The organism is Kocuria sp. BT304, assembly GCF_003290245.1.
GTDB lineage: Bacteria > Actinomycetota > Actinomycetes > Actinomycetales > Micrococcaceae > Kocuria > Kocuria rhizophila_A.
In genome coordinates this window covers 527,394-541,249 of the sequence record NZ_CP030039.1, presented here as the reverse complement: position 1 = coordinate 541,249, position 13,856 = coordinate 527,394, and the positions used below count along the sequence as shown (strand labels likewise).

Here is a 13,856-nt window from a genome sequence, read left to right as displayed (position 1 = left end):
GGGGCGCGCGACCTCAGCTGTTCCAGAGGCCGTAGGTTTCGGCGAGCTCGGAGACTTTCCGGGCGCGCGCGAGGCGGGGCAGGTAGGAGCCGTCCGCGCCCCCGTGGCCCGAGTTCGCCTGCTCGATCATCTCCCGGGCCCACCGGATCTCCTGCTCGCTGGGGGCCAGCGCGTGGTTGATCGTGTCGGTCTGCGCCGGGTCCAGGCACAGCTTGCCGGTCATGCCCATGGACTGGGTGACCTTGCAGGCCGCCTCGAGCTCCTCACCGGACACGCCGTTGCTGGGCCCGTCGATGGGCCCGGGCAGCTCGCCCACGCGCGAGGCCGTGACCAGGGTGGAGCGCGCGAACGCGAGCGCCATGGGATCCCCCGAGGCACCGGTGTCCTTGCGGAAGTCCCCCACGCCGAAGGCCAGGCGGAAGACGCCCGGGGCGCGGGCGATGTCGTAGGCGTTCATGAGGCCCACGGCGGACTCGATCAGCGCCACCACGGGGGTGCCCGCTCGGCTCATCATGGCGGTCTTGGTGATGTGGTCCGGGTGCTCGGTCTTGGCCAGCACGATGCCCCGCAGCTGGGGGACCTCGCTCAGGGCGGCGAGGTCCTTCTCCCAGTGCGGGGTGGAGATGTCGTTGATGCGCACCCACGCGCTCACGCCGTCCTGCATGGCGGCGACCATCTCCTCGCGGGCGCGGTCCTTGTCCTCCTCCGGCACGGCGTCCTCGATGTCCAGGACCACGGAGTCCGCCTCCGAGGCCATGGCGGGCGCGAAGAGCGAGGTGTCCGCCGCGGAGGTGAGCAGCCACGAGCGGGAGAGCCGTGCGGGAAGTGCTGCTGCGCGCTGGTTGCGGTACGGGGCCATGGATCTCCTCGATCGGGTGGGACGGTGGACCCCGGAGGTGGCACCGGGGCGGGGCGTGCGGCGGCCCTGGAGGGACCGCCCGGCCCGGTCCCGGACACGGCGCGCGCGAACCACCACAGGGTCCGTGGACGCGCGGAAGTGCCGCAGGGATCCGGCGCAAGGCACCCGATCCACCCTAGTGGCCCCGCGCGGGACCGGTCCCGAGGGGTGGGCACAAAAGGCCCCGCCCGTGATTTGTGCGGTTCCCACCACCGCGCCCCGCGCCGGATCGGCCCGGCAGCGGCTCAGCGCCCCGCCCGCTCACCCCGGGGCCGGCTCCGCCCGGGCCGGCTCGACCCGGCGCCGCTCAGGAGACCAGCGGGGTGTGCTCCGGGTCCACCCGCTCCTCGGCGCGCACCGGGCCGGGGGCCGTGGCGCCGGGAGCGAACGGCGAGCCGCCCAGGGACTCCCGGCCGTGCGGCGTCGTCCAGTTCGACAGGTCGGGGCCGAGCGGCACGATGCCCGAGGGGTTGATGTCCCGGTGCACCACGAAGTAGTGCTCCTTGATCTGCTGGAAGTCCACGGTGTCCCCGAAACCGGGGGTCTGGAACAGGTCCCGGGCGTAGCCCCACAGGTTCGGCATCTCGGTGAGCTTGTTGCGGGAGGCCTTGAAGTGGCTCACGTAGACGGGGTCGAAGCGCACCAGGGTGGTGAACAGCCGCACGTCCGCCTCGGTGATGTGCTCCCCCATGAGGTAGCGCCGTGTGCCCAGCCGGTCCTCCACCCAGTCGAGGGCGGTCCACAGCCGCTCGTACGCGGCGTCGTAGGCCTGCTGGGAACCGGCGAAGCCGCAGCGGTACACGCCGTTGTTGATCTCGGTGTAGATGCGCTTCATCACCGGGCGCATCTCCGGGACCAGCTCGGCGGGCCACAGGTCCGGGGCGCCCTCGCGGTGGAACGCGCGCCACTCGGTGGCGAAGTCCTCGGTGATCTGAGAGAAGTCGTTGGTGACCACCTGCCCCGAGGGGACGTCCACGATGGCGGGCACCGTGATGCCGCGCGGGTAGTCCGGGAAGCGCGCGAAGTAGTTCTGCTGCAGCCCCTGCGTGCCGAGCACCGGGTCCCGGCCGTCCGGGTCCAGGTCGAAGCGCCACGAGCGCGAGTCGTGTGTGGGGCCCGGCAGACCCACCGAGATCGCGTCCTCGAGACCCAGCAGCCGCCGCACGATCAGCGTGCGGTTGGCCCACGGGCAGGCCCGCGCCGCGATCAGCCGGTAGCGACCGGGCGCCACGGGCCACGCCCTGGCTCCCGCAGCGAGCTCGGCGTGCTCCGGGTCCGCCACGATGCGGTCCTCGATGTAGCTGGTGTCGCGGGTGAACTCCTCCCCCGCGTGGACGTAGTGCCCCGCGGTCGAGTACTGCTCGTCCTCGTGCGCTCCGGTCTCCTGCGCCATGGCGGCCCCTTCCCTCGGTGTGCCTGGATGCCCTCGGTGTGCCTGGATGCTACGCCACGCACGGCGCAGCGCATGACCGGTGGGCCCGCCACCCCGCGGGCCGGGAGGACTACAGTGGCGGTGTCCAGTCCGTCGCGGCCAGGCCCGCGCGGCACCGCCGAGAACTCCACCGGATCGCCACCATGAACCCCGTTCAGCGCCCACGGGACGAGCACGGCTCGTCGGACCCCCGCCCCTCGGACTCCCCTGCCCCGGATCCCCGCGCCTCGGCTCACGAGGCCTCGGATCCCGACGCCTCGGCGCCGGGTGCCCCGGCAACGGGGGCCACGAAGGACCGCACCCGGGATGCGCGCGACCGGTCGCAGTACGGCATCCGCCTCGATCCCTCCGCGCAGGCCTCCGGCCCCGGTGCGGGCACGACGCCGCCCGCTCGCCCCGACGCTCCGCAGGGAACCTCCGGGGGCCGGGGCACCGCACGCGGGAGCGCCGCGCAGGGGGCGCGGTCGGCGTCGTCGTCCGGGGCGGGCACTGCCCCCGCCACCGCCGCGGAGGACCCTGCGGCGCGTTCGGCCGCGGCCCGAGCGGCACGACGGATGGGGCGCGGGCTGTCCTTCACCGTGATCATGCTGGGGGTGCTGGCTGGGCTGGCGCTCGTGGCCATGGACGTGTGGTTCGGCTGGGTCGTGGGCACGGTGCTCGTGGTGCTCGGTGCGCTGGGCTACGCGCTCGTGCAAACGCGCGCGCTGCCCGTGCTCCAGGACCCGGGTGAGCCCGAGCGGCGCTCGTGGTCCAAGCTGTGGCTGATCCCCGCCGTCCTGCTGCTGCCCGGGTTCGCGTGCCTGGGCATGGCGTTCGTCGTACCGTCCTGGCTGGGCCCCACCGTTCCCGCGGACCTGCTGGACGACTACGTGCTGGCGTTCATCGTGGGCGGGATGACCATGATCGTGGGCGCGGGGCTCGGCTTCGGGCTCGTGGCCACGGCGCGCTTCACCCGCCCGGACGACGACGACTCCCCGCTGCGCCCCACCGACTACGCCGAGCGCCTCCGGGAGCGTGAGCGCCCCGAGGGCGGCGACTACTACGATTCGGACTGGATCCGGCGCGATCCCCGCACCTGAGAAACCCGTCCCGCGGTGCGGCGCGTCACGGAGGAGCACTGGAACATGGACAGCACACCCACCGACCGCCCCGTCCCGTGGCTCAGCGACGCCGAGCAGGAGGTGTGGCGCAGCTTCCTGCGGCTCTCCCGCGGCATGGAGCGCGCCGTGGACCGGCAGCTGCAGCGGGACAGCGAACTCTCCGGCTCGGAGTACGAGATCCTGGTGCCGCTCTCCGAGTCCGAGACCGGTGAACTGGCCTCGCGCGAGCTGCTGCGTGCCCTGGGCTGGGAGCGCTCGCGGCTGTCCCACATGCTCTCGCGGATGGAGTGGCGCGAGATGATCCGCCGCTCCCCGCACCCCACGGACGCCCGCGGACTCATGGTGGGGATCACCGAGCACGGCCGCCGCACCATCGCACGGGCCGCCCCCGCGCACCTGCTCATGGTCCGCGAGGCCTTCGTGGACCGGCTCGAAGAGCAGGACCGGGCGGCGCTGGTGCGCATTGCGCGCGCGGTGCTGCCGAGGCTGGAGCAGCTGGGCCTGACCTGACCTGACCCGCCGCCGTCCTCGGCCGGCTCCGGCCCGACGCCGCGCCCGCCCGGCTCGCCCCGGCGAGCGTTCCGGCGGCGTCGCCGTCAGGGACCCGCGCCGCGTTCTGGACACTGTGGAACGAACCCCACGAGGGGACCGAGGCGTGGAGTGGGGCTGCGGTGGCGGGGAAAAGACCCGTTAACAGGGGACGGGTCCTGCCACTTGGGGGATCGGCAGGACCCGTCGGACATCCCGAATCTGGGGGAGATCGGGACGCCGGCCAGCCGGGGGATCATCCAGGCGCGTATTTGGGGGGATGCGCCCGGGCCACTTCGACCGACATCAACACATTATGTGGCAAGTCCATCCAGACGCAAGTAAACCATCCGATAAATCCGCAAATACTTTCCCACCTGGGACGATGCGTCGCGACGTGACGAGGACCATGTCTTCGTTCGTCACACTGTGCGACAACCCCCCCGAGCTCCTTGTCCCCAGGTAGGACCACACGTACTTTGCCCCGGCCCGCCCCGCGAGCGCCGGCTCACTCCGCGTCCTCGAGCTCCTGGAGCATGGTGAGGACCGTGCGCAGCAGCGGGGAGCGGTCCTCGCTGCGCCACGCCACGGCGAGATCCACCGCGGGCGGATCGGCGAGCTCCTCGTACGCGACACCGTGCAGCTGCAGGGCACGCAGGGCCTCGGGCACCACGGCCTCACCGCCACCGGCGGCCACGAGGGAGAGCACCGCGGAGCTCTCCCGGGCCACCTGCCCGATCAGCGGCGCGAAGCCCGCGGCCCGGCACATCTCCTCCAGCGCGCGGTGGACCGCGGAGTCCGGCGCATGGCACACGAGCGGGCGGCCCGCGAGCGCACTCGCGGGCACGGGCCGGCCCGTGGCGAGCGGGCACCCCGTGGGCACGGCCAGCACGAGCCGCTCCCGGCGCACGAGCCGGCGCTCGAGCCCCGGGGACGCCACGGGAGGGTGCAGGACGGCGGCGTCCAGGGTGCGCTCACGCAGGGCGGCCTCCATGTCCGGGGTGGACATCTCTCCCTGCAGCCTCAGGGTGGCGCCGGGGAGCCGGCGGGCCACCTCACGGGCGAGCCGCGGCATGGTCCCGTAGGTGGCCGAACCCGCGAAGCCCAGCCGCAGGGCACCCGCCGATCCCCGACCCACCTGGCGGACGTCCGCAGCAAGCGCCTCCACGTCGGTGACGATCCGACGGCCCCGGTCCAGCAGCAGCTGACCGGCGGGGGTGAGGTCCACGCGTCGGGTGGTGCGCTCCAGCAGCGTGACCCCCAGCCGCTCCTCGAGCTGGCGGATCTGCTGGGACAGCGCGGGCTGGGCCGTGGACAGCCGCTCGGCCGCGCGCCCGAAGTGCCGCTCCTCCGCCACCGCGATGAACTGTCTGAGCTGCCGCAGCTCCATCACCGTTCTCCTCTCCGCCCCGGACCAACCGGTCCACGGGTGCGCCGGGCGGGCAGTCCTCAGCCCTTGAGCAAGTCCTGGGACAGGATCTCCTCCTTGACGGCGCGACGCAGGGTCTTGCCGAGCATCGTGCGGGGGAGGTCGTCCATGGCGATGATCCGCCGCGGGACCTTGTAGCGGGTGACCTTGTCGTAGCAGTGCTGGCGCAGGGCGGCCTCGTCGAGGGTCACCCCGGGCTCCAGCACCACGGCGGCCACCACGGTCTCGTTGCCGTCGTCGTTGGGTATCCCCACCACGGCGGCGTCGGCCACGCTGTCGTGCAGCTTCAGGGCGGTCTCCACCTCGGTGGGCGCTACGTTGAACCCGCCCGTGATGATGACCTCCTTGATCCGGTCCACCACGCGCAGAAAACCGTCCTGGTCCACGGTCACGATGTCGCCCGAGCGCAGCCAGCCGTCCTCCGTGAACAGCTTGGCGGTCTCCTCCGGGCGCTTCCAGTAGCCCTGGGTGGTCTGCGGGCCCTTGACCAGCAGCTCGCCCTCGGCGTCCACGGGTACGTCCTCGCCGGTCTCGGGATCCACCATGCGGATGTCGGTGCTGGGGAAGGGGACGCCGATCGACCCCGCGCGGCGGTGCTCGTTGAGGGGGTTGCACGCGACTAGGGGGGAGCACTCGGTCAGCCCATAGCCCTCGATCAGCATGCCTCCCGTGGCATCCTCCCACGTGGCGACCAGGGGGACGGGCAGACTCATGGCGCCGGAGACCGCCACCCGGACCCCGGTGAGGTCCTTGCCCTGCTCCTCGGCGGCGTCGAGCACCTTCTGGTAGACCGGCGGGACCGCGGGCAGCACGGTGGGCATGCTCTTCTTCATGGCCCGCAGGATCAGGTCCGCGCGCACCGTGGGGAACAGCACCAGCTTGGCACCCAGGGACATGGCGAAGGTCAGCCCGAGCGTGAGCCCGAAGGCGTGGAACAGTGGGAGCACGCCGTAGACCACCTCGTTGGAGGAGCTGTCCAGCCAGTGCTGACCCATCAGGGCGTTGGACTCCAGGTTCCGGTGGCTGAGCATCGCCCCCTTGGGCAGGCCCGTGGTCCCGGACGTGTACTGCAGCAGGGCGGTGTCCGTGGCGGTGGGGCGCGGGTGGTCCGCGCGCAGCGGCGTCGAGTCCAGCAGGGAGGCCCACGAGATGGTGCCGGGTGCGGCGCCGGTGAGCTCGCGGCGCTGGGCGGCGAGCTTCTTGAGTGGCAGCCGCAGCCCGAGGCGCATGGGGGCGGGCATCGCGGTGGTGATGTCCACGGCCACCACGTGCTCCACGGCGAGATCCTGGGGCATGCTCGTGATCCGCGAGGCCACCTTGTCCCACGCGATCACCACGCGGGCACCGTGGTCCTCGAACTGGTGCCGCAGCTCCGGGGTGGTGTAGAGCGGGTTGTGCTCCACCACGATCGCTCCCAGGCGCAGCACCGCGTAGAACGCCACGATGTGCTGCGGGCAGTTGGGCAGCACGATCGCCACGCGGTCACCGGCCTGCACCCCCAGCACGCGCAGCCCCTCGGCCACGCGCTGGACCTGCTCCCCCAGCTGCGCGTAGGTGGTGCCCGCGCCGAAGAACTCCACGGCGGTCTTGGCGCCGTGGCGGGCCACGGACTTCTCGAGCATGTGCACCAGGGACGTCTCGGGCAGGTCCAGGTCCCGCGGGACCCCGGGGTCGTAGCTCGCCGTCCAGGGTCGGGTCGCCAGGAAGTCACGGGAATTCACGTCAGCCATGACTGCGAGGTTACCTGCCTCACGCTGCCCGCCCGCACGCGGTCCCTCGATACACTTCTGGGGACCCGCCCACCGGACTCCCCGCCGAATCGAGGCCTCTCGCATGTCCCCCTCCACCGCCCGCGATCCCTTCGACGACGGCAACGCCCCCTGGACCGGCGCCCACACCGAGGTGGGCCCGGACCGTTCGGGCGAGGACACCCGCCCGCTGCCCCGCCCGGGAACCGGCTCCGGCGCCGAGGGCGCCACCGGACCCGTCCCCATCGGGCACGACGCCGCGCGCACCGCTCCCCTGCCCTCCTCCGAGGACGCCGCCGTCCCCACCCGGGGCGGGGTGGCGCCCACGGGCCGCACCGGGGTGGCCTCGGGTCGGCTGCAGCCGCGGAGCCAGCGCAGCGGGCCGGCGGACCCCGTGGGCGACGACCACCTCACCCGCTCCCCGGACCGGATCTCGGCGGAGGCCTCGTGGGAGACCATGCGCCCGGCCGTGCGCTCCGGGCAGGACGGTGCCACGGCCGTCGCACGGCCGAGCGCGGAGCAGGTGCGGGCGCGGCAGCGGCAGCGGTTCGGGGGCATGCGGATCCTGCCCGGGCTCATGGGCCTGCTGGTCGCCCTGGCCCTCGGCGCGCTGCTGCTCGGGCTCGCGGACCTCGCCGGGCCCGGCGTGGGCCTCGATGTGAGCGGCGGCGCGGGCAGCACCCTGGACCGCGCGTGGTCGGAACCGGGGGCAGCGCAGCTGTGGGGCGGCGTCGTCGTGCTGGGTCTCGTGGAGCTGCTGTCCATGCTCGCGGGGGGATACACCGCGGGGCGCATGGCCCGCTTCTCCGGAGTGGCGCAGGGGATCAGCGTGTGGCTGTGGTCCCTGCTCGCCCGCGCGGCCGCCTCCGCGGCGGTCCTGCTGTGGGCCACCGGTGCGACCCCGCGGGAGGGCTCACGGTGGGTCGTGCAGGAACTCGTGGGCGCGAACCCCGGCGTGGGACTCGTGGCCCTGGCCGGGCTGCTCGTGCTCGGGCTGCTGGGCGCGGTGCTCGGCGGCGCGTGGGGCATGCGCTACCACCGCAAAGTGGACGCATGGACCATGTCGAATGCATGGGAATAGTAGACTTCCGTACTGTCGGAGGCCTGGGCTGGGCCTCCACAGGGGAGTACGGAGGAAACATCTATGCCTTCAACACTCGTCGCAGTAGTCGACGATCATGAAGTGGTTCGTGAGGGCGTCCGGCTGGTGTCCATGACATCGCTCGCGGACGTCAAGCTTGTGGGGTCCTCGGACTCGGTGACCACGCTGCTGGACCAGTTGGGCCGGGACCCGGAGAATCCCGCGCTCACGGCGCAGGGGGCCAAGCGCATCGAGTGCGACGTCGTCCTGCTGGACCTCTCGCTGGCGGACAAGTCCCGCCCGGCGAGCAACGTGGAGCGGTTGCGCAGCGCCGGCATGAAGGTGCTGATCTTCAGCATCGGGGAGAACGCCGGGCTGATCCGCGAGGCCCTGCGAGCCGGAGCGCTGGGGCTCGTGCGCAAGTCGGACCCGCTCGAGCACGCCATCGAGGAGGCGCGCGCCATCGCGGACGGCAAGCCCGTGATCACCAAGGAGCTGGCCGCCGCCATCGACGGCGACGTCGAGTTCTCCCGGGCCGCACTGTCCCCCCGGGAACGCGAGACCCTGCGGCTGTACGCCTCGGGCTTCGCGCAGGTGCAGGTGGCGCGCCGCATGGGCATCAAGCAGTCCGCGGTGAAGACCAACATCGACCGGATCCGCGAGAAGTACGCGCGCATCGGCCGCCCCGCGCCCACCAAGATCGACCTGCGCATCCGCGCCATCGAGGACGGCCTGGTGGACCCGGAGGACGACGTCACCACCGCCGAGAAGAAGCTGTGACCCCCGCCCCGGGGGCTCCGTGATCCGTCCGGGCAGGACCACGGGGAACAGAGCCCGCTCCTACCGCATGGTCAACACCCAGCTGCGGTGGAAGCGGTTCTTCGCGACCACCGCTCCCGGTGAGCTGGGGGTCTACACTTACCGGGCGCACTGGCTGGCCATGATCGGCTTCGGGGTGTTCGGGGTGACGCACCTGATCGAGGTGCTGCCGATCTTCGCGCAGCAGCAGACGTCACTGCGCGGGTGGTACACGTTCTTCCTGGTGGCACTGGGCGTGCTCACGGGATTCACGCTCTACTTCGGGCTGCGGCACTCCGTGCGGCCGCGGGTGTTCTTCGCCTACACCACAGTGGTGGCCGCCTCCATCCTGGCGCTGCCCATGGCCTGGACCGGCGACCCACTGCCCCAGAACCCGTGGATCTCCGGATTCATCATCCTGGCGGTGGGCGCGGCCGCGGTGCTGTGGAGCCCCATGGCGGCGATCCTGTACATGCTGCTGATCGAATTCGTCTACGCCGTGGTGGCGAGCCAGATGATCACCGTGAACCCCACCGCGGAGTCCTGGGTGGGCGAGGGGCTCTCGCGCATCGTGTTCAGCCTGATGCTGATCATGATCATCACCGTGGGCAAGCGGGGTGTGGAGCGGATGGACCTCAACTACGCCGAGGCCCTTTCCGAGACCCTCGCGATGCGCCGCAGCCGCTCCGAGACCGAGGACCAGGAGCGGATCGACCGGCTGATCCACGACAACGTCATGGCCGCGCTGCTGGACGCCTCCCGGTCCCAGGGGGTCCTGCACCGGCGGACCCGCCAGCTCGCGGCCCGGGCCCTGGACGTGCTGGCCGAGGAGTCCAGCCGGTCCACGGGGGCGCACACCGTGATGGTGCACGACCTCATGGACGAGCTCATGGACTCCCTCGCCCCCTGGCGCTCCCGCGTGCGCTTCACCAACCTCCGCGCGCCCATGCGACCCGTGGGTGAGCCGCGCGTGTTCGTCCCCGCCTACGTGGCCCACGGGCTCACGCAGGCCGTCACCGAGGCGGTGTCCAACAGCGCCCGGCACTCCGGCTGCGAGGTCACCACGGTGTCCATGGAGGGTGAGATGTGCGAGCCCAGCGCCATCAACCCCGAGGGCTTCTGCCTGCGCTTCACCATCACCGACGACGGCCGCGGCTTCAACTACCACGACGTCCCCAACCGCCGGCTCGGGGTGCGGGTGTCCATCATGGAGAACCTCGACGCCATCGGCGGGCGCGTGCAGCTGGACACCGCTCCCGGCCGCGGCACCCGCGTGAGCCTCGTGTGGCCCAGGGACGTGACGCCGTGAGGACCGTGCAGCGGACGGTGTTCGCCAACCGGTTCATGGGCGTGTTCGTGCTGGCCGCGTTCGCCGCGCCCTTCATCGACGCCGTCATCCACTTCGACACCGCGGAGCGGCCGCGGCAGATGCTGGTCTCGCTCGCGGCCTACGCGGTCTCCGGGCTGACCGTGGCCGTGCCGCCGTGGAACGGGCGCCGGTTCCATGTCACGGCCACCGCCGCGAGTGCGCTGCTGTTCCTGGTGGCGGCGCAGCAGGGCTACGAGGCCACCCGGGTGACCATGGACGCCGGGCAGTCCCCGTGGTTCCACCTGGGCTTCATCGCCGAGCTGTTCGCCCTGGGCATGCGGCGGCGGCGCGGCTGGGCGCTGCTCGTGTGGCTGGGCGTGACCGTGATGTCCGTGCTGCGCTGGCCCGTGGTCAACGGCACGCTCATTCCCATCGAGGCATACCATGTGGTGGGCGTGGCCGTGATGATCGTGACCTGGATGGTCGAGCGCCAGTACGTCTTCTTCATGCACCGCCGCGAGGAGACCCAGCGCATCCTGGACGCGGCACGCAGCCGGGACTCAGCGGAGAAAGACATGCGCCACGCCTCGAGCCGCCGCGTGGACGAGGTGCGGCGCCTCGCGGGCGGACTGCTGGAGCAGATCGCCCAGGAGTCCTCCGTGGTCACCGACTACGACCTGAAGCAGTTCCGCCTCACCGAGGCCCAGCTGCGGGACAGCATCCGCGGCCGCTCCATCGCCACCCCGCACGTCCTGGAACTCACCCGCGCTGCCCGCGCCCGGGGCGTCGCGGTGGACATCCTGGACGAGCGCGGCACGCCGCCCTCTCCGGAGGTGCTCGCCTCGACCGCCAAGCAGCTCTCGGAGATCCTCTCCCAGGCGCGCTCCGGCGTGGTCACGGTCCGAGCACTGCCCCCGGGGGATCCCGCGGCGGTGCTCATCGTCCACGACTCCCAGGACCCGGACGCCGATCCCGTGGCCGTGGAGATCGAGGACGGCACGGGGATCGCCTCGGCCTTCTGAGTCCGAGCCCGCGGCGAGGGCACTGCACAGCCCCGCCGTTACGGTCCTGAGCGGTTCCACGGTCCCCAGGCCCGCGCTCGGCCCTGCCCCGGGCCCTCGCGCGCTCCTAGCCTCCAGGCATGACGACGATCGCACCGCCCACATCCGCGGACGCACAGCCGCACTCCACCGCCCCGGCCGGACCCCACGAGCACGATGCGCCGCCACCGGGGTCCGCGCCCACGCGGGCCGCGTTCCAGGCGGTGGGGTGCGGGGACGGGCTGGAGCGCTGCCCCTGGGCCCTGGGCGCGCCGGGGACCCTCGCGGACCACGACGACGCCTGGGGCACCCCCGCGGGCAGCGCGCGGGAGCACTTCGCGAGCCTCACGCTGGAGCTCGTGGACTCCGGCCTCGCACGCTGGTCCCAGTCCGCACGCCACGGTTCCTGGTACCTGCACATGGCGGGGCTGGACCCGGCGCGGGTGGCGCTGCTCGACGAGGACGACGTCGAGGACCTCCTGGTCAACCCGGAGCTGATCCGCAACCGCGCGAAGATCGAGGCGGTGATCCACAACGCCGGGGTCTGCCAGGACTGGGACCTCTCCCGGTGGCTCGACATTGTCGAGGAGGCGCAGATCCCCGAACCGGAGGCACCTCCCGAGAACGCTCTCGACCTCCCGAGCTCCTCCGAGGCCTCCCGCAGGCTCTCCCAGATCCTGCGCACCCGCGGCATCGTGCTCGTGGGGCCGGTGACGGCCCACCGGTGGCTGCAGCGCATCGGCCGCGCCCCCGGGCACGTCGCGGGGTGCTTCCGGGCGGGTGCCCTCGGCTAGCCGTGGCCGCACCGCACCGCACCGCACCGCACCGCACCGACGAGGGCACCGCGGTCGTCGCGGTACGGCGCCACGGCCGCAGCGCGGCGCGGGATCACTCCAGGAGCAGCGCGGGCTCCTCCACGATCCGGGCGACGTCGGACATGAACCGGGCGGCCAGCTCGCCGTCCACCACGCGGTGGTCGAAGGACCCGGCCAGGGTGGTGATCCAGCGGGGGACCACGTCCCCGTCCACGACCCACGGCTTCTGCTTGATGGCACCGAACGCCACGATCGCGGACTCGCCCGGGTTGATGATGGGGGTGCCCGTGTCCGCCCCCAGCACACCGATGTTGGTGATCGAGAGGGTCCCGCCCTGCATGTCCGCGGGCTGGGTGCGACCCGCGCGGGCGGTCTGGGTGAGGTCCTGCAGGGCCACGGCCAGCTCGCGCAGGGTGAGGTCCTGGGCGTCCTTGATGTTGGGCACCAGCAGACCCCGCGGGGTGGCCGCCGCGATCCCGAGGTTCATGAAGTGCTTCACGAGGATCTCGGTGTCCGCCCAGGTCGCGTTCACGTGGGGGTTGCGCTCGGCGGCCCATATCACGGCCTTGGCCACGATCAGCAGCGGGGAGACCTTGACCCCCTCCATGCTGGGGGACTCCTTGAGCCGCTTCACGAACTCCATGGTGCGGGTGGCGTCCACCTCCACGAATATCGACACGTGCGGGGACGTGAACGCGGACTTCACCATGTTCTGGGCGGTGGCCTTGCGCACGCCCTTGACCTTGATCCGCTCGATGCGGTCGTCCGGCAGACGGGCTGCGGAGGCCTCGGGCACACCCACCGCGTCCGTGGCTTTCCCGGCCCGTTCCGCGTGGGCGAGCAGATCGCGCTTGGTGACCTGGCCGCCGTCGCCGGTGGCCTTCACGTCCGCGAGGTCGATGCCCATCTCCTTGGCGGCCTTGCGGACCGGCGGCTTCGCCAGTCCAGGGCGCCGGGGCACCGTAGCGGCCTGATCCCCCGAGGGCTCCTCGAGCGAGCGCAGCAGCGATCCGCCGCGCCCTCGGATCTTGCCCGCGCGCTCGGCGAGGTCCACGGCCGCGCCGCCCAGGCCCGTCCGCGAGAGCCGGTCAGCCCACGCGGAGCGGCGCTGGGCGTTCGACCCGCCGGAGAGCTCGGAGTCGGCACCGGCGCCGGTCAGCGCCTGGGGCGTGTCCGAGTCCATGCGCATGCCCACCCGGGAACGACGCCGCCGGCGCACCGGGTCCGCCTTCGGACCGGAGCCCACGAGGGCCTTGCCCTGGCCGGGCTCGGCGGGCTCCTCGGGAGCCGCCTCCGCGGCAGTGGCGGCCTCCGTGCCGGCGGCGTCGGAGCCAGCCACGGCGCCGCGCTCGAGGCCGTCCTGCGGCACGGATCCCGCGTACCCGGGGTCGGTGCCGCCGGCGGGTGCGTCGTCGGCGGAGCTCACCGCGATGATCGGCGTGCCCACATCCACGGTGTCACCCTCGGCGACCATGAGCTCCTGCACCGTTCCCTCGAACGGTGAGGGCAGCTCCACCACGGACTTGGCGGTCTCGATCTCCACCAGCACCTGGTTGACGGACACGGTGTCCCCCTTGGACACCTTCCAGGCCAGGATGTCGGCCTCGGTCAGACCCTCGCCCACGTCGGGCAGTGTGAAAACCTGGGACATCTGTTCTCCCTCCAGGCAGCGCCACGC

12 protein-coding genes are annotated in these 13,856 nt (G+C 72.4%); 7 read left to right on the top strand and 5 right to left on the bottom strand.

Going from position 1 to position 13,856, the window contains the following annotated elements:
* Nucleotides 1–13: 13 nt before the first annotated feature.
* The gene (locus DNL27_RS02430) at nt 14–859 is read right to left on the bottom strand and encodes a CoA ester lyase (protein WP_012397431.1); all 846 of its coding nucleotides are present in this window, start codon (nt 857–859) and stop codon (nt 14–16) included.
* A gap of 346 nt (nt 860–1,205) precedes the next feature.
* On the bottom strand, nt 1,206–2,291 hold the full coding sequence (locus DNL27_RS02425) for a glutathione S-transferase family protein (RefSeq protein ID WP_112234610.1): 1,086 nt from the start codon (nt 2,289–2,291) through the stop codon (nt 1,206–1,208).
* 182 nt (nt 2,292–2,473) lie between these two features.
* Between DNL27_RS02425 and DNL27_RS02420 the strand changes: the two genes are divergently transcribed.
* Nucleotides 2,474–3,409: a hypothetical protein gene (locus DNL27_RS02420; protein WP_239494422.1), complete on the top strand. Its 936-nt coding sequence runs from the start codon at nt 2,474–2,476 to the stop codon at nt 3,407–3,409.
* Between the two features lie 45 nt (nt 3,410–3,454).
* Entirely contained in the window at nt 3,455–3,940 is a 486-nt protein-coding gene (locus tag DNL27_RS02415) for a MarR family winged helix-turn-helix transcriptional regulator (protein WP_112235729.1), read from the top strand.
* A 526-nt stretch (nt 3,941–4,466) separates the two neighbouring features.
* Here the strand turns inward: DNL27_RS02415 and DNL27_RS02410 are convergent.
* Nucleotides 4,467–5,348, bottom strand: coding sequence for a LysR substrate-binding domain-containing protein (locus DNL27_RS02410; protein WP_112234608.1), 882 nt, complete (start codon nt 5,346–5,348; stop codon nt 4,467–4,469).
* A 59-nt stretch (nt 5,349–5,407) separates the two neighbouring features.
* Complete coding sequence (locus tag DNL27_RS02405) at nt 5,408–7,117, bottom strand: long-chain-fatty-acid--CoA ligase (protein WP_112234607.1); 1,710 nt, start codon at nt 7,115–7,117, stop codon at nt 5,408–5,410.
* A gap of 103 nt (nt 7,118–7,220) precedes the next feature.
* On the opposite strand from DNL27_RS02405, the gene DNL27_RS02400 reads away from it, so the two are divergent.
* The 5 genes from DNL27_RS02400 (at nt 7,221) to DNL27_RS02380 (ending at nt 12,157) form a co-directional block, all read left to right on the top strand.
* Nucleotides 7,221–8,216, top strand: coding sequence for a hypothetical protein (locus DNL27_RS02400; protein ID WP_112234606.1), 996 nt, complete (start codon nt 7,221–7,223; stop codon nt 8,214–8,216).
* Nucleotides 8,217–8,279: 63 nt separating this feature from the next.
* Entirely contained in the window at nt 8,280–8,996 is a 717-nt protein-coding gene (locus tag DNL27_RS02395) for a DNA-binding response regulator (protein ID WP_012397424.1), read from the top strand.
* 67 nt (nt 8,997–9,063) lie between these two features.
* Nucleotides 9,064–10,323: an ATP-binding protein gene (locus DNL27_RS02390; protein ID WP_012397423.1), complete on the top strand. Its 1,260-nt coding sequence runs from the start codon at nt 9,064–9,066 to the stop codon at nt 10,321–10,323.
* Nucleotides 10,299–11,345, top strand: a complete 1,047-nt coding sequence (locus tag DNL27_RS02385) for a hypothetical protein (protein WP_112234605.1) — start codon at nt 10,299–10,301, stop codon at nt 11,343–11,345. The genes DNL27_RS02390 and DNL27_RS02385 overlap by 25 nt, the downstream gene beginning before the upstream one ends.
* Before the next feature lie 119 nt (nt 11,346–11,464).
* The gene (locus tag DNL27_RS02380) at nt 11,465–12,157 is read left to right on the top strand and encodes a DNA-3-methyladenine glycosylase I (RefSeq protein WP_081431572.1); all 693 of its coding nucleotides are present in this window, start codon (nt 11,465–11,467) and stop codon (nt 12,155–12,157) included.
* Between the two features lie 94 nt (nt 12,158–12,251).
* On the opposite strand, the gene DNL27_RS02375 is transcribed toward DNL27_RS02380, so the two are convergent.
* The gene (locus DNL27_RS02375; RefSeq protein WP_112234604.1) at nt 12,252–13,829 is read right to left on the bottom strand and encodes a dihydrolipoamide acetyltransferase family protein; all 1,578 of its coding nucleotides are present in this window, start codon (nt 13,827–13,829) and stop codon (nt 12,252–12,254) included.
* Nucleotides 13,830–13,856 lie beyond the last annotated feature (27 nt).